The 21,045-nt window shown below is 65.4% G+C and carries 19 protein-coding genes; 8 read left to right on the forward strand and 11 right to left on the reverse strand.

Translation table 11 applies throughout. The annotated features are described in order from the left end of the window. Positions 1-159 precede the first annotated feature (159 nt). The gene (locus tag VH569_RS03375; protein ID WP_423314026.1) at positions 160-378 is read left to right on the forward strand and encodes a response regulator; all 219 of its coding nucleotides are present in this window, start codon (positions 160-162) and stop codon (positions 376-378) included. 54 nt (positions 379-432) lie between these two features. Here the strand turns inward: VH569_RS03375 and VH569_RS03380 are convergent, their stop codons facing one another. From VH569_RS03380 to VH569_RS03415, 8 genes are all read right to left on the reverse strand, one after another. Then, positions 433-882, reverse strand: coding sequence for a DUF2312 domain-containing protein (locus tag VH569_RS03380; protein ID WP_423314028.1), 450 nt, complete (start codon positions 880-882; stop codon positions 433-435). A 522-nt stretch (positions 883-1,404) separates the two neighbouring features. After that, complete coding sequence (locus tag VH569_RS03385) at positions 1,405-3,801, reverse strand: AAA family ATPase (RefSeq protein WP_423314030.1); 2,397 nt, start codon at positions 3,799-3,801, stop codon at positions 1,405-1,407. Further along, complete coding sequence (locus VH569_RS03390) at positions 3,798-4,268, reverse strand: hypothetical protein (RefSeq protein ID WP_423314032.1); 471 nt, start codon at positions 4,266-4,268, stop codon at positions 3,798-3,800. The genes VH569_RS03385 and VH569_RS03390 overlap by 4 nt, the downstream gene beginning before the upstream one ends. 48 nt (positions 4,269-4,316) lie before the next feature. Continuing rightward, on the reverse strand, positions 4,317-4,760 hold the full coding sequence (locus VH569_RS03395; RefSeq protein ID WP_423314034.1) for a hypothetical protein: 444 nt from the start codon (positions 4,758-4,760) through the stop codon (positions 4,317-4,319). After that, positions 4,747-6,804 carry a hypothetical protein gene (locus tag VH569_RS03400; protein ID WP_423314036.1) on the reverse strand — a complete coding sequence of 686 codons (2,058 nt, stop codon included), beginning with the start codon at positions 6,802-6,804 and terminating at the stop codon, positions 4,747-4,749. Before VH569_RS03400 ends, VH569_RS03395 begins: the two co-directional genes overlap by 14 nt. Continuing rightward, positions 6,797-8,335: a site-specific integrase gene (locus VH569_RS03405; protein WP_423314038.1), complete on the reverse strand. Its 1,539-nt coding sequence runs from the start codon at positions 8,333-8,335 to the stop codon at positions 6,797-6,799. The genes VH569_RS03400 and VH569_RS03405 overlap by 8 nt, the downstream gene beginning before the upstream one ends. Further along, positions 8,323-9,585, reverse strand: coding sequence for a site-specific integrase (locus tag VH569_RS03410; protein WP_222529428.1), 1,263 nt, complete (start codon positions 9,583-9,585; stop codon positions 8,323-8,325). Before VH569_RS03410 ends, VH569_RS03405 begins: the two co-directional genes overlap by 13 nt. A gap of 107 nt (positions 9,586-9,692) precedes the next feature. Continuing rightward, the gene (locus VH569_RS03415; protein WP_423314040.1) at positions 9,693-10,022 is read right to left on the reverse strand and encodes an MgtC/SapB family protein; all 330 of its coding nucleotides are present in this window, start codon (positions 10,020-10,022) and stop codon (positions 9,693-9,695) included. Between the two features lie 254 nt (positions 10,023-10,276). Between VH569_RS03415 and VH569_RS03420 the strand changes: the two genes are divergently transcribed. From VH569_RS03420 to VH569_RS03440, 5 genes are all read left to right on the forward strand, one after another. Then, entirely contained in the window at positions 10,277-10,471 is a 195-nt protein-coding gene (locus VH569_RS03420) for a periplasmic nitrate reductase, NapE protein (RefSeq protein WP_098738926.1), read from the forward strand. A 24-nt stretch (positions 10,472-10,495) separates the two neighbouring features. Beyond that, complete coding sequence (locus tag VH569_RS03425) at positions 10,496-10,762, forward strand: chaperone NapD (RefSeq protein WP_098738925.1); 267 nt, start codon at positions 10,496-10,498, stop codon at positions 10,760-10,762. A gap of 82 nt (positions 10,763-10,844) precedes the next feature. Continuing rightward, positions 10,845-13,346 (forward strand): nitrate reductase catalytic subunit NapA, encoded by a 2,502-nt coding sequence (gene napA / locus VH569_RS03430; protein WP_423314043.1) that lies wholly within the window; start codon positions 10,845-10,847, stop codon positions 13,344-13,346. A 14-nt stretch (positions 13,347-13,360) separates the two neighbouring features. Then, complete coding sequence (locus VH569_RS03435; protein ID WP_199235386.1) at positions 13,361-13,885, forward strand: nitrate reductase cytochrome c-type subunit; 525 nt, start codon at positions 13,361-13,363, stop codon at positions 13,883-13,885. After that, a complete protein-coding gene (locus VH569_RS03440) occupies positions 13,882-14,499 on the forward strand; it encodes a cytochrome c3 family protein (RefSeq protein ID WP_098738922.1) in 618 nt (205 codons plus the stop codon). The genes VH569_RS03435 and VH569_RS03440 overlap by 4 nt, the downstream gene beginning before the upstream one ends. Before the next feature lie 78 nt (positions 14,500-14,577). Here the strand turns inward: VH569_RS03440 and VH569_RS03445 are convergent, their stop codons facing one another. Both VH569_RS03445 and VH569_RS03450 read right to left on the reverse strand, forming a co-directional pair. Then, positions 14,578-14,952 carry a hypothetical protein gene (locus VH569_RS03445; RefSeq protein ID WP_423314046.1) on the reverse strand — a complete coding sequence of 125 codons (375 nt, stop codon included), beginning with the start codon at positions 14,950-14,952 and terminating at the stop codon, positions 14,578-14,580. A gap of 12 nt (positions 14,953-14,964) precedes the next feature. Continuing rightward, a complete protein-coding gene (locus VH569_RS03450; RefSeq protein WP_109051122.1) occupies positions 14,965-15,795 on the reverse strand; it encodes a hypothetical protein in 831 nt (276 codons plus the stop codon). A gap of 261 nt (positions 15,796-16,056) precedes the next feature. Between VH569_RS03450 and carB the strand changes: the two genes are divergently transcribed. Together carB and greA are read left to right on the forward strand one after the other, a co-directional pair. After that, positions 16,057-19,305 (forward strand): carbamoyl-phosphate synthase large subunit, encoded by a 3,249-nt coding sequence (carB, locus tag VH569_RS03455; RefSeq protein WP_423314049.1) that lies wholly within the window; start codon positions 16,057-16,059, stop codon positions 19,303-19,305. A 96-nt stretch (positions 19,306-19,401) separates the two neighbouring features. Continuing rightward, positions 19,402-19,875 carry a transcription elongation factor GreA gene (greA, locus tag VH569_RS03460; RefSeq protein WP_063633617.1) on the forward strand — a complete coding sequence of 158 codons (474 nt, stop codon included), beginning with the start codon at positions 19,402-19,404 and terminating at the stop codon, positions 19,873-19,875. Positions 19,876-19,920: 45 nt separating this feature from the next. Here greA and VH569_RS03465 read toward each other — a convergent pair whose 3' ends face one another. Next, positions 19,921-20,868, reverse strand: a complete 948-nt coding sequence (locus tag VH569_RS03465; RefSeq protein WP_109051120.1) for a dienelactone hydrolase family protein — start codon at positions 20,866-20,868, stop codon at positions 19,921-19,923. Positions 20,869-21,045 lie beyond the last annotated feature (177 nt).

Below are 21,045 nucleotides of genomic sequence, written 5' to 3' on the forward strand. Positions count from 1 at the left end.
CCTACCTCCTTTGCCCGACTTTTTCCGCAGCCTGCTAAGCGTGGTGTAGGACCTCTGGATCGCTCATCAGGTTCTCCAACCGGTCTGGCCAGGTGGTCAGGCGGCCACGGCGGGCAGGCTGACGAGGGGATTATCGCCGAGCGGGGCGATGGTTTCCAGATGCTGTGGGACAGCGTGACGATCATCCCGCTGCCTGGGAAGAAGGATACGTTGATCCTTATGCTGACTGCCCATTCGGAACAGACTGTCGTCACGACATCTTTGAAAGTTGGTGCCCGCGGATATCTGGTCAAACCGATCGTTCCGAAGAAATTGATCCAGATGATCGCCAAGGTATGCCACAGCAAGCTCCCCACCTTGATCAGGCGGGCGGCGTGACCCTGCCGTCCTTGGGGCGGCTGCCGGTATTGTAAGCCGGTGCGGTCCTATCGGTCAGTCCATGCCAAGGGCTTGCTTGTAGAGGGCCACGGTGGCCTCGAGCTCGCGGCGGTCGGCGTCATCCATCTTGCGCAGCCGGAGGATTTCGCGGGTCGCCGCGGCGGAGAAGCCGGTATCTTCCAGTTCCTTCCACACGGCCTTCAGCTCGGACTGGATCGCCGCGCGTTCGGTGGCGTAGGCGGCGGCCAGGGTAGGATTGCGGCTGCGGATGGCAGCCAGTTCGGTTTCCAGCCGCTCGATCCCCTCGACGAAGCCGAGGATCCGCATCGACGCGATGGGGGAGGACATGTAGACGGGAACGACCGGGGCGGGGGGCGCGTCGGCCGGCGGTGTCGTGGCCAGGGCCTCGGCGCGGCGGGCGCGCAGGCGGCGGACGCGGGAGGCGGTCTGCTGGCGCTTACGCTCGGCCGCTTCTTCTGGCGTTCCGATCCTCGGCCTGCCCATGCTGCCCTCCGGCTTTGCGTTACAGGAGGAAGCGTAACGCGATACTGACGGGCCGGCAAGCGGCTTGCGCGTTACGGAGTTCCTGTAACGCATTACTGGTTGGGCCGGGCGACTTTCGCGTTACACGCGGGCTGTAACGATTTATCGGCCGGGCGGGGCGGTTCCGCGAGTGCCCTACCCTCTTCGCTTTCGGTTGTGTAGCCCGGTTTTTCATATAAACTGTTCGCCGCCCCGGTTGTGCTTGGTCAAACTCCTGATCTGCTTCGCTTTCGCGTGGCAATGGAAGTTAGCCCCGCGTCTTGGCCATCGCGCTTGCATAATTAGCAGACACGGCGGAGGGGTACGTTGCTTATCACACTCGGCGCTCATCAACACCAGCACCCCGGAAAGGCAGAGGGCCCGGCATTCACCCCAGGATATTTGGGCTCGGTGAATGGGTGGGGATTCCTGCGTGAGTTATGCTAACCTATGCGGGCGGTACAGGGAGGGATCCCGATGACCGCCGACGTGAATGGGGGCGGCTCAGTATTCTGGGCCGCCTTCAACGTTTTCTAGGTCAAGGCGAAACGCGACGCGCCTGTTTGTCCAGGCGGGCCGACGGCTGACTGCGGCGGCCAGCGTCGCGGGATCGCCGACCAGCACGACCTGCCTCTCCGCACGGGTGATCGCGGTGTAGATCCAGCTGATGTCCACCAGGGGATGGTCGTATAGCGCCACCACGACGCGCTCGGATTGGCTTCCCTGAAGCCGATGGCAGGTCAGACAGTAGGCGAGGGCCAGGTCGATCAGCTCGTCTCCGACGAACTCGTGCGGCTCCCCGTCGAACAGCGCCGTCAGCGCCCTCCGCTGAACGTCGACGCTGACGACATGGCCGAGGCTGCCGTTGAAGAGGCCGCGCTGGTAATCGTTGCGACGGTGGATGGCGGGCTCGCCGACGCCGAAGACGTTGCCGAGGAAGCCCTTGACCTCCTTCACTTCGGGGTATTCCGGGGTCACGACCCCAGCACCAGTTGCCTCGCGATGGCGGTTGTGGAACCGCTCGTTCAGCCCGTCTACCCCGGCATCGCCCTGGTTGACGGGAGCGACAATCTGGACTGCATGGGTGCTGCCGAAGCCTCCCAGATCGGCTACCACGCGCTCGATCTGCGACGGGATTTCCGCCATGGGGCAGGGCACCAGGAACACGCCGTCGGCTCGTCCGCCGAACGGCTGAAGCTCGGGGACGATCCCGGCCCGGATGGCCCTCGACACCTCTGGTATCCCGCCACCCTCGCGCTGACGGTGGATCGTCTGTAGCTCAGCGGTCAGAGCGGGGATGTGCGCGAGTCGGTGGAACACCAAGCCGAAGCCGATGGGCGGCAATTGGCCGACATCGCCTACGAGCAGCAAGCGGCATCCTGGCGGCATCGCCTGGACGAGGCGGTGCCACTGTCCGAGATCGACCATCGACGCCTCGTCGACGACCAACAGGGACCTGTTGTCGAGGTACGGCCCCTCTTCCACATCGAACTCGCTTGCTGGAATTTCCTCGCTCAGTTCGCTCAAGAGCCGGTCGCCACTCCGCTTCTGCAACCCGCGCTCCCCGTTGGCCTGATCCTTCGCCGCATTCCGCTCGATGCTGGCCTCTCGCAGTAGCAGGCCATTGAGGAAGCGGTGGATGGTCATGGCAGGGCGCCCGGTCGCTTGGGACATACGAAGCGCCGCCTTGCCCGCGAGCGCCACCATCTGCACGTTGCCGTCCAGGAACTCCCAGAGATCCACGATGGTGCGAAGGGTGGTCGTCTTGCCCACCCCGGCGCCGCCAGTAAGCACCGCGAGGGGCGCCTGGATGCACCGTAGAACGGCCTCGCGCTGTTCCGGGTGCAACGACGCCGAAGGCGCCAAGGCCCTCAGGCAGGCTTCCAACGCCTTCCCAGAAGGTATCTCGACGGCGGTCAGCTCCCGGATGTCCCACATCGCCCGGAAGCGCGCCACGAGGGCGTCTTCGAGCGCCGCGCATCCCGGCGCCCGCCAGTTCCCCTGGCCATAGGGGAGGATGGCGTCGTTGACCTCACCAAGCCGGATCGCGTCGGTGACCCGGCGGGACGACAACTGCCCGCCGAAGCAGCGCGCCAGACCTCGACGCAACGTCGCCTCGTCGATGACCGTGTGGCCCCCTTCGGTGATCGCCTTCCGCACCACGAAGTCCACGGCGCCGACCAGTCGGTTGGGATGGTCCTCAACGTCGGCGGTGCCGACTTCCGCCATCAGCCGCCTGCCGAGTTCGTCCACCCGCTTCCAGCGGTCGAGGAAGGCCGCCAGGATGTACGGGTTCGCCTCCAGAGTGGAGCGGGTTCGCTCGCCCAGTATGCAAACGGCGCGCCGAACGAAGCGAGCGTCCGTAACCCCCAGCCCGTCAAGCCACGCCATGACGGCGGGTTCGACCGTGGCCTCTTTCCACTGGGTGACGACGTCGGCCGCCAAGCGGACAGAAAGGGTCGGAAACCGTGGCGCGATGACTTGAGCCAGAGCCAAGACGTCCCCAGCGTCGAGCACCTCCGGAAGCCGCTCCTCGAAGGCGTCCCATAGGCGTTTCGCTCGACCCGTCCCGATGCCGGGGACGTGATAGGCCAAGTAGGAGACGACGAGATGTCCTGCCGGCCGTGCGCGGCGCGCCATCCTGGCGTGGAACTGTTCGCCGTAGCGGTCCGAGGTTGCCCAGGCGCCACAGAGATGCCAAGTCTCGCCCTCAATCGGCTCGGCCCCGGCGAGGACGCCGCCCGGCACCATCGCACGGATCTGCGTGCCTTCTCTCGGATCGCCGAACGGCCCTGCGACGGTGCCTACGAAGATAACGCCACCCAGCCGGAAATTGATAACTTTGCTGACGATGACGTCGTAGGCCAACGTCTCCGGCACGCCGACGACCATGGCACTCATCGCGTCCTCGCCGGCGCGGTGCGCAGCAGGATGCCGGCGTCTTGGGCGAGGCCGAGCTGGGCCTTTAGGCTGGCGATTTCGCGCTGCTGCCGGATGATGACGGCTTGGGCCTCCGCGAGCTGTTCGGCCAGCCGCTTGTTGTCGCTGCCCTGCCGGGCAATGACCGCCTTCACGACGGCTTCGGGTTCAGCCTCGGCGGATCGGCTGCCGATGCCCTTCAGGCCCTGCTCGCGCGCCAACGCGTTGATGGAGCCGAAGAGCTCGGCTTTGCGGTAGAAATGCTGCTCCCAGTTCGGGTTGCATCCGAGGGACTTCACGATCTCGCGGACGTTGACCTTGACCCCGTCCGCCGTCGCGGGCAGCGTCGGAACGCGGCGACCTTCGGGCTGCTCCAGCCAAGCTTGCTCCCTGCCTTCGAGGTATGGCTGGAGCAGCGCTAGGATTTCGGGAACGATGGACGGCGGCATAACTCCTCCTCAACGCCAGAGTGGTGTGACGTTGCCGTTAGAGACCCGTCAGCGCGGCGCACCCTTGGTGGGCTCGCGGTTCACGGGTGGCAGCGGCCTGTCCAGGAACTCTTCGTCCAGGTTTGCGGAGAATGCGTGGTACGACCAACGCGAGAATTTCTCGAGAAACCGCTCGTTCTCCAGCCTCAAACGGGCATTTTCGGCCTCCAGCTTCGTGATTCGTTGCTGTGCCTGACGGAGCGTCATTCCCCAGGGCGAATCCGCGCCTTTGGCGGCGGCCGCCCCCGCGGAGCGCTTTCGCGCGTCAAAAGCGGTCCGGATGCGCTCGTGCTTGTTGAGTGCCTGCCTGGTGTACTCGTGCCCCATGACACCGCGTACCGTCTCCACGACAGCGTTCCAAGAGATAGGATCCGGAAGCAGGTCAATGGCCTTGACGATCCGATCAAGGTTCGCCCCCGTCAGGTTGGGACCTCTCGTGTTAGCCTTGGCCATTGGAATTCCTCTTCACTGACCCCACGAGCGAACGGACCGCCAGAGCTGGCGCCGGCGCAGGGAGTTGTGCCGAGCGATCCGAGATAGCCTGCGCGAGGAGAGTGGGGCGCGGAGCACCGGACAGGCGGATGAGCGAGCCAATTGGAACGGACGGGTCATCGTGGATGGCGATTAGGTCGCGCAGCCGCGAAACCGTTTCCTCGTGCGCCACCTCCCACTCGTCAGCTCCGGAGAGGCCGTCCCGGACGGCCTGCTCGGCGTGCTTCAGCATCTCCTCAGCTTCCACGAGGCGCTGCCGCAGGTTGGCGGTCTGCTCCTCATCTCCCTTGACACAGATCTGCTCGTCGCAGGACAGGCAGTCCCGAAAACGCTGGCATGGCATCATGGCGAAGTCGTGGACGCAGTAACCGAAATCGGTGGTGTGCCCGGCCTTGATCCCGAGCTTCGCCAGCTCCGTGCGGGTGATTAGAGTCCCCTTCGGGATCTTGGCGATTGCACCGGGTACCTTGCCGACGGGACCCAGGCGCTCTCTCGCCATCTCCATCGTCTCCTCAGATGACACATGGTCGTAGGCCGCGTTCTGGTGCTCGCTCTTCCGGCCACTCCACTTCGCGATGTCGATCTGACTCAACCCGCCACGCTGGGCCAGCGTGTTCAGGTGATGCCGGAAGGCATGACTCCTCACCCGGATCGGGCTTCCGTCGGGTTCCCTGAAACCATGCTTGGCGAAGATGCTGTTGCCTCGCTCGCCTAACCCGCCAAGGGCCTGATGAATGTGATGGTCGACAATGGCCTCGAACATGCAGGAACTTGGAGCTTCGTTACTCGAGAAGGTGCCGGCATTGACTACACAGAGCGCTTGGCTGAAACGCATGCCAGTGCGCCTATTCAGGACGGGGAAGCCTGGGGGAAGCCCCTTCAAGACCTCCTTCTCAACATCCGAGAATCGGATCAAGCTTTCATGATAGCTCGGCCTCTCGATCCGCAGCCCTCTCTTCTTGGCCCATAGCAGCGCCGGCCTGCGATCGGACATCCCTAGAATGCGACGAATATCCTCAGAATCCAGGTACTCCTTTCCCCGCAGGTCGTCGAGACACGGCGGCAGGTAAAGCCTGTCGGGATTGTCCTCGTACCACTTGGCGATCCGCCGTCCCTCGGCCGTTGCGGTGAGAAGCCGATCCACCGCCTGTTCGGCGATATCGGCCAGCAAGGGGATGACCCACTTGATCATTGGGGCTCCGCCCTTCTCGGGGAGCCAACGCAGCCCAAGCTCGCCCTTTAACCCGCGATGGACGCACAAGGCTGGCAGATGGAGGAGTTCTCCTACGCGATCGGGCGTCATCATCAGGATAGCGACAAGTGACGAAATGATTAGATCGGGTTGGTCCGTGGCGAGCCGAAAGATTTTCGGGAGGGCATCGAGGGCCGCTTCCGTCGGCAGTTTCTCCTTCCGATTCCTGTCGAACTCCTCACCGACCTTGTTCATGGTTTTGCCGGGGTCCGGGATCGGATTGGCCCAGGCCAATGATCCGGATACAAGCTTGTTTTGATCCATGAAGGACGCGAGTTCCTCCAGCTTGAGACCAATCTTGTAAGCTTGGGCCGGCGAGCCCTGCTCCCGCGCTAGCTGCGCAGCTCGGTTGAACGTCGCGGCAGTGGCCTTCCAGGGGAAAGACGTATTCTGCTCGCGTAGTGCGGCCTCCAGAAAACGCAGTGCCGCCAGACGCTCTCCGGGAGCCGTGACCGGATTCATCCCTTGGAGGTAACGCACGAGAGCCTTCGCGAATTCGTTGAACGGTTCCGGTAGCGACACCCATCCCGAGCCTTGCGTCTCGCTCGCTGTTTCCAGAACGCAGAAGGTCATCCTCTTAGAGTTGCGTCGCCCCTTTAGGATGATACGCGTATCCCACTTGTCGGACGCGTAATCGAGGTCCGCGCCGAACACAGTAAGCTGCTCGCGAGCCAACTTGATCAGCGCCTCGACGTTCTTCCTTGCCGTGACCCCGGCGAGGGGGGTGAACTGAATGACATTGCAATTACTCATTGAGCGATCCATCAACGGCGCAATCAGCCATAACCTGGGTCACTGCCAAGAGTGTCCGATCCAGTATCGAGGCGATCCGAATGTCGGCCGCCAGACGGTTACGTTCGGCGATGACGTACTCCTGGACCCGTTCGTGCGGCGCGTCTTTGAACGGACGGAAGCTGATGCATGTGTAGCAGGCGATCGGCATTGGCAAACCGCAGGACCCGCACTTGACGCAACTGCCTATTGGCCGGAACGTCGGATCAAATTTCGGAGCCAGAACTTGCCGTGGGGCTTCCGCAGCCTCCGGCCCAATCCTATCGATGATCTCGCCACGGAAAGCCCGCGCCATCGGGGCGAGCCAGAAGGCCAAGGCTTTGTCTACGCGCTCCAGGGACTCCGGAGTCGCGGCGGTATAGACCTCCACGTTCTGGGTATCGCTGTGGTCGAGGATTTCTGCGATGACGAGTTTGCCGTAGCCCTCCCTCGCAGCCAGCGTGCCCTTGGTCCGACGGAAACGGATCGGCGAAATTGCCATCGGCTCGCCAGTCCGCTCGGAGCGGGGCGGCGTCGTTCCAAAAGCGGCTCGCAGCCAGTCGCGCAGGTGGTCCGTAGTCGGGTGAAACTCGAAGCCCTTCGGAGCCTCTGTCCGCGTCTGATCGGGGAAGAGTGGTGCCTCGTTCGGTTCCAAAAGGACTCCAACGTACGCCTGCCGGACGTTGTTGGCGTGTTTAACGAGCAAGGCGCCGATCTCTGGGATGATTGGACGGTCTTTCAACTCGTCACGGTCTGCCTGCCCTGGCTGCTTCGCCCGTGGGACCCGGAGAACGTAGTCGTCATCGTTCCCAGAAGGGGCGATCACGTCACAAACCTTCATCAACGCGAGCTGCGCCGGTCGGGCGCCGAGCAACATGAACACCCAGGTGACCAGAAACCCCTGCAAGTCGGTCGCGCCGGCCACGAATCGATCATTCAGGCTGGCCTGTAGGGCTTCCAGCTCGACGTCGGTGAACTGCCCCTTTACGGGATCCCAGGTCGCGACGGCAACGCCCTTCGGCGCAGCAGGAATGCATATCTCGCTAAGGTAGGTAGCCACGCCGTCCGAGAGTCCGGGGTAGCGCAGCCCTGCCCACTTCAAGAGGGGCCAGCGGATATCATGCATCAACCACGGACGCTCCTGCGCCTTCAGGTCCGCGTAGTAACTCATCAGCATCGCGGCATCGATCTGCTCAATGTCCCTGGAGACAGTTCCCGCGTGCCATCGGGCAAATTGGAGCAGGTTCTCGTAGACGGTGAACCCAGTGGAGGGGGCGTGGTTCGTAAGATACCACAGGACGACGCCTTTCATGGCGTCTCGCACGAGCTCTGTAATGCCTGGGATTCCATCGAAGTAGAGGTGCCGGCGGACTCGGATAGTGATAATCGTCCACAGGGGATCCCGTGGCCGAAACCTACATCCATCCCGGGTTTCGGCGTACTCAGGCAGGAAGGCGTGGCCCCCAACCTTCCTGCTTGTTACAGAGTCCGATGGCCCGGTCATTCCAGGCATTCCCTCTCGCAATCAGACTTATTTCCTGAGAAAATTCCCTTCTGGATGTTCAAGTCCGCTTTGGCGGCCTGTCTGCGGATCGTTCGGCGGAGGTAGTCTGCGGCCGTATTCGAAGTCTGCGACCAGCCCATGCTCTCGTTCCGGATCCGCTTTTCGTCCTCCGGCGACATCCCCACGCGGTCGGACTCCTCGGAGAGCCTGTCGTTCCACGCGTGGCGCAGGACATGGGCGCTAACCCGCTCCGGGATTTCCGGAAAATCCACCCGGAGTTTCCGGAGCTCCGCCGTTAGCTCGACGAACATCTTGGAGATTGCGGCAGACGATAGCGCGCGACCGCGCTGGTGGTCGATGAACAGGAACTTGTGGCGGGCATGGGTCCGCTTGACGATCGGTCCACGGACATTGATCACGTAGTCGAGCGTGGCGGCCAATAAATCCTCATCGAGCGCCAAGACGCGGTCCCGGGTCTTCGTGTTGGGTTCATCCCGGCGCGGGTCGTCCGGATTGTCGGGCCGTCGCGCGATCAGGACGGTCTGGCGCCGGTTGTCGATGTCCGGAACCATCACACCGAGTAGTTCGCCCCGTCGAATGCCCAGGCCCATCAGCCACATGATGATCAGGAAGTTCCTGACCCTGACGGTCTTGTCCTCCCAGGGATTGTTCCGCGATTCCGGATCCACCAACTCCGCAATCCGAAGAGCCGCTTCGGCGGAGAAACCCTCACGCCGGTTCACCGAATTGCGTCCCTTGGGATTGGCAATGCGCGCTTCCAGAGCCCCGATCATCTCCGCCCGCCCCCTGTCGTAGGCGAGATAGCGGTCGGTTTCACAAGACAGCTGATACTGGCGCCAGGAGCAAAGCCAACTCAAATAGTCGCGGATGTAGCGCAGCCGACTGGCCGCCGTCGCGGGCTCCACCATGGTCCCGACGTCGTCCTTGCTAACATCCGACTCGTCGATACGCGAGGACACCGCGGTCACGAGAGCGGTGATGTCTCCCAGAGAGAGGAACTCCCCATCGCGTATTCTGGCTTCAACATCGTACCCCCGTTCATCGGCAAGGAGGTAGAGGACCATGAGCGAGCGGAGCGCCTGTCGGATCGTGTTAGACGCCAAGTTGCGCTGACGCAGCATCGTTGTGGAGTAGACGGTCGGCATGAACAGTGGGAGGCCGTCGCTGCGGCGCACCAACATCGGCAGCCGTTCGCCGGTGCGGAACCTGACCGTCCTGATACGGTAGGGACAGGTCATTTGTTGACATCTCTCAGCGGTAGTATCTAACGTACATTATCCTCACAGCGCCCCAGGCCTGCGTCAACATCTCTATCGAGGTTTCGTCTGGCTTATAGCGGAATTGTTTACATAGTCCTTGTGGGTAACAGTAAAAAGCCGATGCCGGTGACGATGCCCTGGATCACCCGCGTCGGATCGCCGGTCAGGGCGGCCGCGTGCGGCGCCCCCTGCGTCCCAATGCCGCCATACCACATGGAGGGGTAGGCGTTGACCACCGTCAGCGCGGCCGAGGCCAGGCAGACCAGCCCGTAGGTCCGCATCCCGGCCGCCCGCCCGTGATAGCTGCGCTCGTACCCCAGCAGCAGCCCGACCGCCAAGGCTCCCAAAAGATGCAGCAGGATCAATCCATTGGTCGCCAATTCGGCCGGCGACCAGTAGGAGCGCAGCAAATCCATGGCCCATTCCATTCCCGATCGAGGCTTCCGATGAAGACCTCCACCGCAGTCTAGCGCAGCCCGGCCCGTGGCGCCCGCGCGGCGGAAGGCGCCATTCCGTCACAGGCCGCAAATGGCTCCAGTTGACCTGAGTCAATTCCCATCCGCCAGAAAGTATCGATACTAAGGGCCGAAAACCAGTACCTAAGGACCATCCGTAAGGGTTGGCACCGGGACCGGTTCGACCTGTTCCCGCTCCGACCGAGAGTGCCGCCATGAGGCCCATCACCTCCCCCGTCCTGTCCCATCCGTCCGACCGGAAGGCGACCGACTCCGCACCGGCCCCGACCCGCCGGGCCGAAGGGCTGATGTTCCTGTCGCTGGCAGTGCTGGTCTGGCCGGTGATCGCCGTCGGCACCGTCTCCGCCTACGGCTTCTCGATCTGGATGTACCAGCTCCTCACCCACTGAGCCCAGCGCTCCGCCAGGACCGACATGCCCCGCGCCCCCGAAGTCCACATCTCCAGCCTCGTCATCCAGCACAGCCCCGACCGCACCGACGCGGTGCGCGAGGCGGCGGCCTCCGTCGCCGGGCTGGAGTGGTGTGCCGCGGAGAACGGCAAGGCGGTGGTGACGCTGGTCACCGCCAGCGCGGCCGAGGTCGTCGACCGCATCGCCCTGCTGAACGCCATTCCCGGCGTTCACACCACCACCATGGTCTACCACCACTACGAACCCGCGGACGCGATCGACGCAGCCTGACGCCCCTCCCCCGGACCGTCATCCAGGCGCGCCGTTTCCGCCTTTTCCCGACCGAATTTCCTCCGAACCTGGAGTCCTCCTCATGTTTCTGTCCCGCCGCGATTACCTGAAGGCGCAAGCCGCCGCTGCCGCCGCCGCGGCGGCCGGAATCTCGCTGCCCGCGTCCGCCGCCAACATCCTGACCGGCGAAGGCGCCAAGCTGACCTGGTCGAAGGCTCCCTGCCGGTTCTGCGGCACCGGCTGCGGCGTGATGGTCGGCGTCAAGGACGGCCGCGTCGTCGCCACCCATGGCGACGTGAAGGCCGAGGTGAACCGCGGCCTGAACTGCGTGAAGGGCTATTTCCTGTCCAAGATCATGTATGGCGAGGACCGGCTGAACCAGCCGCTGCTGCGCATGAAGGACGGGAAGTTCGACAAGGACGGCGAGTTCGAGCCAATCAGCTGGGACGCCGCCTTCGACATCATGGCCGCCAAGTGGAAGGAGACCCTGAAAAAGAAGGGTCCGACCGCCGTCGGCATGTTCGGCTCCGGCCAATGGACCATCTATGAGGGCTATGCCGCCTCCAAGCTGATGAAGGCCGGCCTGCGCTCCAACAACCTCGACCCGAACGCCCGCCACTGCATGGCGTCGGCGGTGGCCGGCTTCATGCGCACCTTCGGCATGGACGAGCCGATGGGCTGCTACGACGACATGGAGCAGGCCGACGCCTTCGTGCTGTGGGGCTCCAACATGGCGGAGATGCACCCCATCCTGTGGACGCGCGTCACCGACCGCCGCCTCAGCCACCCCGGCTGCAAGGTCGCCGTCCTGTCGACCTACGAGCACCGCAGCTTCGACCTCGCCGACATCGGCCTCGTCTTCACCCCCGGCTCCGACCTGGCGATCCTGAACTACATCGCCAACCACATCATCAAGACCGGCCGGGTGAACAAGGAGTTCATCGAGAAGCACTGCAACTTCAAGCGCGGCCGCGACGACATCGGCTATGGCCTGCGTCCCGACAACCCCTTGGAGAAGAAGGCGAAGAACGCCGACAAGGCCAACGACTCCGACCCGATCAGCTTCGACGAGTTCGCCAAGTTCGTCGAGCCCTACACGCTGGACAAGGCGCATGAGCTGTCGGGCGTGCCGAAGAACCGGCTGGAGGCGCTGGCCGAGCTGTATGCCGATCCCAAGGTGAAGGTCGTGTCCTTCTGGACCATGGGCTTCAACCAGCATGTCCGCGGCGTCTGGGCCAACAACCTCTGCTACAACATCCACCTGCTGACCGGCAAAATCTCCCAGCCCGGCTGCGGCCCCTTCTCGCTGACCGGCCAGCCGTCGGCCTGCGGCACCGCGCGCGAGGTCGGCACCTTCTCGCACCGGCTGCCGGCCGACATGGTGGTGACCAACCCCGAGCACCGCCGCCACGCCGAGGAAATCTGGAAGCTGCCGGAGGGGACCATCCCCGACAAGGTCGGCTACCACGCCGTCCAGCAGGACCGCATGCTCAAGGACGGCAAGCTCAACGCCTACTGGGTCATGTGCAACAACAACATGCAGACGGCCCCGAACACGGCGAAGGAGACCTTCCCCGGCTACCGCAACCCGGAAAACTTCATCGTCGTCTCCGATCCCTACCCCACCGTGACGGCGCTGGCCGCCGACCTGATCCTGCCCACCGCCATGTGGGTGGAGAAGGAGGGCGGCTACGGCAACGCCGAGCGCCGCACCCAGCTGTGGCGCCAGCTGGTCGATGCGCCCGACGGCGCGCGGTCCGACCTGTGGCAGATCATGGAGTTCTCCAAGCGCTTCCGCATCGAGGAGGTGTGGCCGGAGGAATTGCTGAACAAGAAGCCGGAGCTGCGCGGCAAGACCCTGTACGAGGTGCTGTTCCGCAACGGCCAGGTCGACCGCTTCCCGCTGTCCGACCTCGACCAGAACTACAACAACCAGGAGGCCAAGGACGCCGGCTTCTACGTCCAGAAGGGCCTGTTCGAGGAATACGCCTCCTTCGGCCGCGGCCATGGCCATGATCTGGCGCCCTTCGAGCAGTACCACCAGGAGCGCGGCCTGCGCTGGCCGGTGGTGGACGGCAAGGAGACCAAGTGGCGCTACCGCGAGGGCTCCGACCCGTATGTGAAGGCCGGCGAGGGCATGCGCTTCTACGGCAACAAGGACGGCAAGGCCAACGTCTTCGCCCTGCCCTACGAACCGCCGGCCGAAGCGCCCGACACTGACTATCCCTTCTGGCTCAGCACCGGCCGCGTGATCGAGCACTGGCACAGCGGATCGATGACGCTCCGCGTGCCGGAACTGCGCAAGGCCTTCCCGAACGCCGTGGTGTTCATGCACCCCGACGACGCCAAGGATCTCAACGTCCGGCGTGGCCAGGAGGTGCGCGTCACCTCCCGGCGCGGCGAGGTTCGGGTTCGGGTCGAGACGCGCGGGCGCAACAAGCCGCCGCGCGGCCTGGTCTTCGTCCCCTTCTTCGACCACACGGTCCTCATCAACAAGGTGACGCTCGACGCCACCGATCCCATCAGCAAGCAGACCGACTACAAGAAATGCGCGGTCAAGATCACGCCCGTCGTGAACGCCTGAGGAGTGCCGGCATCATGAAGACCCGTTTCCTGATCGCCGCGCTGGCCCTGCTGGCCGGCATCCCGGCCCTGACCATCGGCGTCACCTCCGGGGTTGTCGCCGCCGACAAGCCCGTTGTGATGGCGGACGCCACCGGCACCGTGGGGGGGATCAAGGTCCCCTCCACCAACCATCCGATCACCACGGATGTCCCGGCCGAGGCGACTCACCGCGACATCACCGATGACCAGAAGCGCGTGCGCAACTACGCCGACCAGCCGCCGCTGATCCCGCATGCCATCCGCGACTATCAGATCGACCTGAACATCAACAAGTGCCTGACCTGCCACGACCGCCGCAACACGGCCGGCTCGCAGGCGCCCATGCTGTCGGTCACCCATTTCCAGGACCGTGACGGCCAGACCCTGGGCACGGTGGCGGCGCGCCGCTACTTCTGCACCCAGTGCCATGTGCCGCAGACCGACGCGCAGCCGATCGTTCCCAACAGCTTCCAAGACTTCGACTCGGTCCTGGGCCATGCCCAAGGCGGCCAGAAATGAAAATCCGCGACGCCGTGCTGTGCCTGTGGCGGCTGTTCGCCCGCCCCAGCGTCCATTTCAGCCTGGGTTTCCTGACGCTGGGCGGCTTCATCGCCGGCGTCGTCTTCTGGGGCGGCTTCAACACCGCGCTGGAGGCCACCAACAAGGAAGCCTTCTGCATCAGCTGCCACGAGATGCGGGACAATCCCTATGAGGAGCTGAAGCAGACCATCCACTTCACCAACCGGTCCGGCGTGCGTGCCAGCTGCCCGGACTGCCACGTCCCGCACCAGTGGACCGACAAGATCGCCCGCAAGATGCAGGCGTCGAAGGAGGTTTGGGGCAAGATCTTCGGCACCATCGACACCCGCGAGAAGTTCCTGGACAAGCGCCGCGAACTGGCCGAGCACGAATGGGCGCGGCTGAAGTCGAACAACTCGCTGGAATGCCGGAACTGCCACAGCGCGGACTCGATGGACATCACCAAGCAGAATCCGCGTGCCGCGAAGATGCACGAGACCTATCTGTTCACCGGCCAGAACACCTGCATCGACTGCCACAAGGGCATCGCCCACCACCTGCCCGACATGCAGGGGATCGAGCCGGGCTGGAGCATGAAGACCAGCCAGAAGTAAGGATCAGGTTGCTGCAACGGCCCCGCTTCCGAAAGGAGCGGGGCCGTCGGTGTTTCAGGGGAAACCACCGACGATGCCTCACCCCAGCATCGCCACCACCCACAACGCCAGCAGCGTCACCAGCACCGCCTCACCCAGCCCGACCAGCCCGCGCAAGCCCAGCGCCACCCACCAGCTCGCCCAATCGCGGCGGTGGCGGACCTCCTTCAGCAGGCGTTCCTGGATGCCGGCGACGGTGCGGCGGGCCGACAGGCTGGCGATGCCGCCGATCAGCGCCACCAGCCCGGTGCCCAGCACGAAATACAGGGCACCCTTCCAGCCGACGAAATGGTCGGGGTCGTTCAGGTAATGCCCGGCGCCGACGATGATCCACACCGCCGCCGGCCAGACGCCGACGATCTCCGGGCCGGGCCCTTCTCCCTTCGGTCCTTCTCCGCTTTGCGTGTCGCCCATCGCCGCCCCTCCTCAACCACCCGGCACATGGCGGTAGGCAAGCACGCGCGTCGCCGGCCCGCCCTCGACGTCGGCCAGCGGCAGCAGCAGCTCGACGAACTTCGCACCCGGCAGCATCGGGTCGTCGCGCACCAGCAGGCAGCGCGGCTCGCCGCTTTCAAGACAGGCGCGCAGGTCGGACAGCCAGCGCAGCGCCGCCTGCTCCGGGTGGCAGTCGGTCACCCGCCGCGTCGTCGGCCGCTCGGCCAGCCGGCGTTGCAGGGCACGGCCGCAGGACTTGTAGACGAAATCGCTGCCGTCGGCGGTCGGCTCCATCAGAGCGGTGCGCGGCACGCTTTCCCGCACCTGGGCGGTGTCGATCTCGCTTGCCAGCGGCATGCGGCGCTTGCGCTTCAGCCTCACCCAGTGGGTGTAGAGGATGCGGACCTGCGGCGTCTGCTCCGCATCGATCACGTCGGCCCGGCAGGGCGGCGGCGGCAGGTCCAGCACCGGAGTCGCCACCGGCGCCGACGCGAAGGCCGCTGCCGCCGGCACCGGCTGGGAGACCGGCTGCGGAATTGGCCGCGAGGCCGCGGCGGTGACCAGCGTGTGCGCCTGCCCCGCCGGCGTATGGCCGATCCGGCCGCCATGCTTCTTCAGCATCGGCAGCGGCGCCCAGGCGGTGCAGGTGTGATAGCCCTTGGTGATGCGGCGATAGTCCTGGCTGCTGGCGGTACGGCATTCCCCCTCCACCCCGTGGCGGGCGACATGCACCAGCGTGTTATCCTCCGACAGCGCGCGCTCGCCGCCCCACGAGACGCAGGCGGCGCAGGCGCGGCTGTCCTTGGCGAATGCGTGGCTCATCGGGGCGTATCTCCAATGGGTATGCGAAATGGGAGAAGGGGAATTGATGCGTCCCTTTCCCCCGCGGTTCAAGACCCGCATGGGGCGGCGGTGCCGTGCCCGAGATTCAGTCATGCGAGGGTGACATCCATGCCACCCCTTCCCCCCCGGCCCGGAACCCCCTATAAGGGGGCCTTGCACGACATGCCCATCCCGCTCTCCGTCTCCGGTCCCCCGGTGCCGGGGGGTTTTCGGCTGACCACATTTCAGAGAAGCGGACCCATGCCCAAACGCACCGACATCAAATCCATCTGCATCATCGGCGCGGGTCCGATCGTCATCGGACAGGCTTGCGAGTTCGACTATTCCGGCGTTCAGGCGTGCAAGGCGCTGCGCGAGGAAGGCTACCGGGTCATCCTCGTCAACTCCAACCCGGCCACCATCATGACCGACCCCGGTCTGGCCGACGCCACCTACATCGAGCCGATCACCCCGGCGGTCGTCGCCAAGATCCTGGAGAAGGAGCGTCCCGACGCCCTGCTGCCGACGATGGGCGGCCAGACCGCGCTGAACACGGCGATGGCGCTGTCCGACGACGGCACGCTGGAGCGGCTCGGCGTGGAGATGATCGGCGCCAAGCGCGACGTCATCGCCAAGGCCGAGGACCGCATCCTGTTCCGCGACGCCATGGACAAGCTGGGCCTGGAGTCGCCGAAGTCGCGCATGGTCCGCACGCTGGACGAGGCGATGGACGCGCTGGAACTCGTCGGTCTGCCCGCCATCATCCGTCCCAGCTTCACGCTGGCCGGCACCGGCGGCGGCATCGCCTACAACCGGGCGGAGTTCGAGGACATCGTGCGCGGCGGCCTGCGCGCCAGCCCGGTCGGCGAGGTGCTGATCGAGGAATCGGTGCTGGGCTGGAAGGAATACGAGATGGAGGTCGTGCGCGACGGCGCCGACAACTGCATCATCGTCTGCGCCATCGAGAACATCGACCCGATGGGCGTCCACACCGGCGACTCGATCACCGTGGCGCCGTCGCTGACGCTGACCGACAAAGAATACCAGATCATGCGCGACGCCTCGATCGCCGTGCTGCGCGAGATCGGCGTCGACACCGGCGGCTCGAACGTCCAGTTCGCGGTCAACCCGGCCAACGGCCGCCTGATCGTCATCGAGATGAACCCGCGCGTGTCGCGCTCCTCGGCGCTGGCGTCGAAGGCCACCGGCTTCCCCATCGCCAAGATCGCCGCCAAGCTGGCCGTCGGCTACCGGCTGGACGAGCTGACCAACGACATCACCGGCACCACGCCCGCGAGCTTCGAGCCGACGATCGACTATGTCGTCACCAAGATGCCGCGCTTCACCTTCGAGAAGTTCAAGGGCTCGGAGCCGCTGCTGACCACCTCGATGAAGTCGGTGGGCGAGGCGATGTCCATCGGCCGCACCTTCCAGGAGTCGGTGCAGAAGGCCCTGCGCTCGATGGAGACCGGCCTGACCGGCTTCAACGAGGTGAAGATCGGCGGGGACGAGAACCCGGACCGCACCGCCATCCGCGGTGCGCTCGCCACCCCGACCCCCGACCGCCTGCTGGTGATCGCCCAGGCCTTCCGCCACGGCTTCACCGTGGACGAGGTGCAGGCCGTCTCCAAGTACGACCCGTGGTTCCTCGAGCAGATCAAGGCGATCACCGACCGTGAGGCGGCGATCCGTGCCGACGGGCTGCCGACCGACAAGGCCGGCTGGCTCAAGCTGAAGCAGATGGGCTTCTCCGACGCCCGTCTGGCCGAACTGGCCAAGACCACCGAGGCCGCCGTCGCCGCCGCCCGCCGCATGGCCGGCGTCACCCCGGTCTACAAGCGCATCGACACCTGCGCCGCCGAATTCGCCTCCGCCACCCCCTACATGTACTCGACCTACGAGACCGACGGGACCGGCGAGGCGGAGTGCGAATCGGACCCGACCGACAAGCGCAAGGTCGTCATCCTCGGCGGCGGTCCGAACCGCATCGGCCAGGGCATCGAGTTCGACTACTGCTGCGTCCATGCCGTCTACGCCCTGCAGGAGGCCGGCATCGAGACCATCATGGTCAACTGCAACCCGGAGACCGTCTCCACCGACTACGACACCGCCGACCGCCTGTATTTCGAGCCGCTGACGGCCGAGGACGTGGTTGAGCTGGTGCGGGTCGAGCAGCGCAAGGGCACCGTCCTGGGCTGCATCGTGCAGTTCGGCGGCCAGACCCCGCTGAAACTCGCCGCAGCATTGGAGGCCGCCGGCATTCCGATCCTGGGCACCTCGCCCGACGCCATCGATCTGGCCGAGGACCGCGAGCGCTTCCAGAAGCTGCTGCACGAGCTGAACCTGAAGCAGCCGGCCAACGGCCTCGCCCGCTCGCTGGAAGAGGCGGAGGCCGTCGCCAGCCGCATCGGCTTCCCGGTCGTCATCCGTCCGTCCTATGTGCTGGGCGGCCGGGCGATGGAGATCGTCCACGACATGGCCGGGCTCCAGCGCTACATGGGCACCGCCGTGCAGGTGTCGGGCAAGAACCCGGTGCTGATCGACAGCTATCTCCAGGACGCCATCGAGGTCGATGTCGACGTCGTCTGCGACGGCACCGACGTCTATGTCGCCGGCGTGATGGAGCATATCGAAGAGGCCGGCATCCATTCCGGCGACAGCGCCTGCGCCCTGCCGCCCTACACGCTGCCGGCCGACACCATCGCCGAGATCAACCGCCAGTCGGACGCGCTCGCCCATGCGCTGAAGGTGGTCGGCCTGATGAACGTGCAGTTCGCGGTCAAGGCCGGCACCGTCTACATCCTGGAGGTCAACCCGCGCGCCAGCCGCACGGTGCCCTTCGTCGCCAAGGCCACCGGCACCGCCATCGCCAAGATCGCGGCCCGCATCATGGCCGGCGAGAAGCTGTCCGCCTTCACGCTGAACGGCCCGACCCCGCCGCACACCGCGGTCAAGGAAGCGGTCTTCCCCTTCGCCCGCTTCCCCGGCGTCGACATCGTGCTGGGTCCGGAGATGAAGTCGACGGGTGAGGTCATGGGCCTCGACCACAACTTCGCGCTGGCCTTCGCCAAGGCGCAGCTCGGCGCCGGCGTCACCCTGCCGGTCAAGGGCAGCGTCTTCGTCTCGGTCAAGGACCACGACAAGCCGGCGCTGGCGGTGATCTCCAAGAAGCTGCACGAGATGGGCTTCCGCATCCTCGCCACGTCCGGCACCGCCAAGGTGCTGAGCGATGCCGGCGTGCCGGCGGAAACCATCAACAAGGTGGTGGAAGGCCAGCCGCACATCGTCGACGCCATGATCAACGGCAACGTGCATCTGGTCATCAACACCACGGAAGGCGCCCAGGCTCTGTCCGACAGCTTCAGCCTGCGTCGCACCGCGCTGACCTACAACATTCCGTACTATACGACGGTGGCAGGAGCACGCGCAGCGGTGGAAGCGATTGCCGCACTCCGGAACGGCAGCCTTGAAGTCGCCCCGTTGCAGTCGTACCTTAGCGGATCGTATTAAGGACGGACGACGGCGCGGCGGACCTCCTCCGCGCCGTCTTCGTCCTTGATGTCGCTTTGGACAGGTCGAACGACTGCAAGCGGTGATGGACCGAACATGGAAAAAGTTCCGATGACAGCGGCGGGCTTCAACCGCCTCCAGGAGGAATTGAAGCACCTTAAGATCACCGAACGCCCGGCGGTCATCAAAGCCATCGCGGAAGCCCGCGAACATGGCGACCTTTCGGAAAACGCCGAGTATCACGCGGCGCGCGAACGTCAGAGCTTCATCGAAGGCCGCGTGCTGGAGTTGGAGGACAAGATCAGCCGTGCCGAGGTCATCGACCCGGCCAAGCTGACCGGCAACACCGTGAAGTTCGGCGCGACCGTGACCCTGGCCGACCAGGACACGGACGAGGAGACGACCTATCAGATCGTCGGCCAGGACGAGAGCGACATCAAGAACCGCCTCCTGTCGATCCAGGCGCCGCTGGCCCGCGCCCTGATCAACAAGTCCGTCGGCGACAGCGTCGAGGTGTCCACCCCCGGTGGTTCCAAGCTGTACGAGATCGTTTCGGTCGAGTTCCGTTGACGTTTCAACCGCCCTCTCCCACCCCGGGAGAGGGCGGTTGCCCCCTTATCCCCCAAGCTTTTCCCTGAAGAAGTCGTTCACCCGCCGGATCGCGTCCGAGCGGGCGTCTTCGTCCGTGCCGACATGGGCGGTGCCGCCGGGAGCGGTGGCGAGGTCCTTGCGCTTGCGCACCGGCGCGTCCGGCGCGTCGAAGCCGTGATAGGCGTCGGGATAGACCACCAGATCCACCTTGCCCTTGACCCCGTCGCGCCCGGACAGCTCGACGCAGCTCTCCGGCGGCGTCCAGTCGTCCTTGCCGCCGACCAGCAGCAGCAGCGGGCCGTCGGGCTGCCAGTCCTCCTTGCTCAACGCCGCCTTGCAGCCGGGGTAGAAGGCGACGGCGGCGCGGAAGCCGCCCTCCTCGGTCCCGGCCGGTCCATCCTCGCCGGCGCCATAAGCGACCATCACGGTGCTCGCTCCCTGCGACCAGCCGATCAGACCGATGCGGTCATGGTCGACCTCCGGCCGCTTGCGCAGGAAGGCCAGCGCCGCCCAGGCGTCACGCTTGCGCTCCACCGTGGCACGGACGGTGCGGTCCTTCAGCGCGGTGGTGCAGACCTCCTCCACATCGCGCGGACCGAAACTGTCGACCATCAGCACCTCGTAGCCTTGCCGCTGCAGGTGGGTGGCCCACCAGACATGGCGCGGCGACACCCGGCCGTTGCGGGCATAGAGGCCGCCGCAGCCATGCAGCATCACCACCGCCGGGTGCGGGCCGTTGCCCGCCGGGCGCAGCAGCCGGCCGCTCAGCATCGTCGGCGTGCCGCCGGTCAAATCCCCGTCGACGGACGGAAAGCGCACGATCTCCTCGGCATGGACACCGACCGCGGCCTGCGCGGGCGCCGCCGACAGGGTCAGCCCCCCAACCGCGATCACGCCCGCCGCGATCCCCCCGGCACCGGCATACAGCACCGCCCCCAACACAGCCGCAAGACCGCGGGTGGAAGCCTTCATTCTGCAGCGTCCCCGACCTCCGGCGCCTGCCCCGACGGCGGCGCTCGCGGTTGCAATATTAAACCTCCGCGATGCGGAAGGCCATGGGCGCCCGGCATTTGTCCCCGCGGACCCGCCCACCCACTCTCCAACCCGATGGCGAAAGCTGCCCTGCCGCCGCGTTTGAGTTAGGCTGCG

It is taken from the genome of Azospirillum sp. 11R-A, from assembly GCF_049472615.1.
GTDB lineage: Bacteria > Pseudomonadota > Alphaproteobacteria > Azospirillales > Azospirillaceae > Azospirillum > Azospirillum palustre.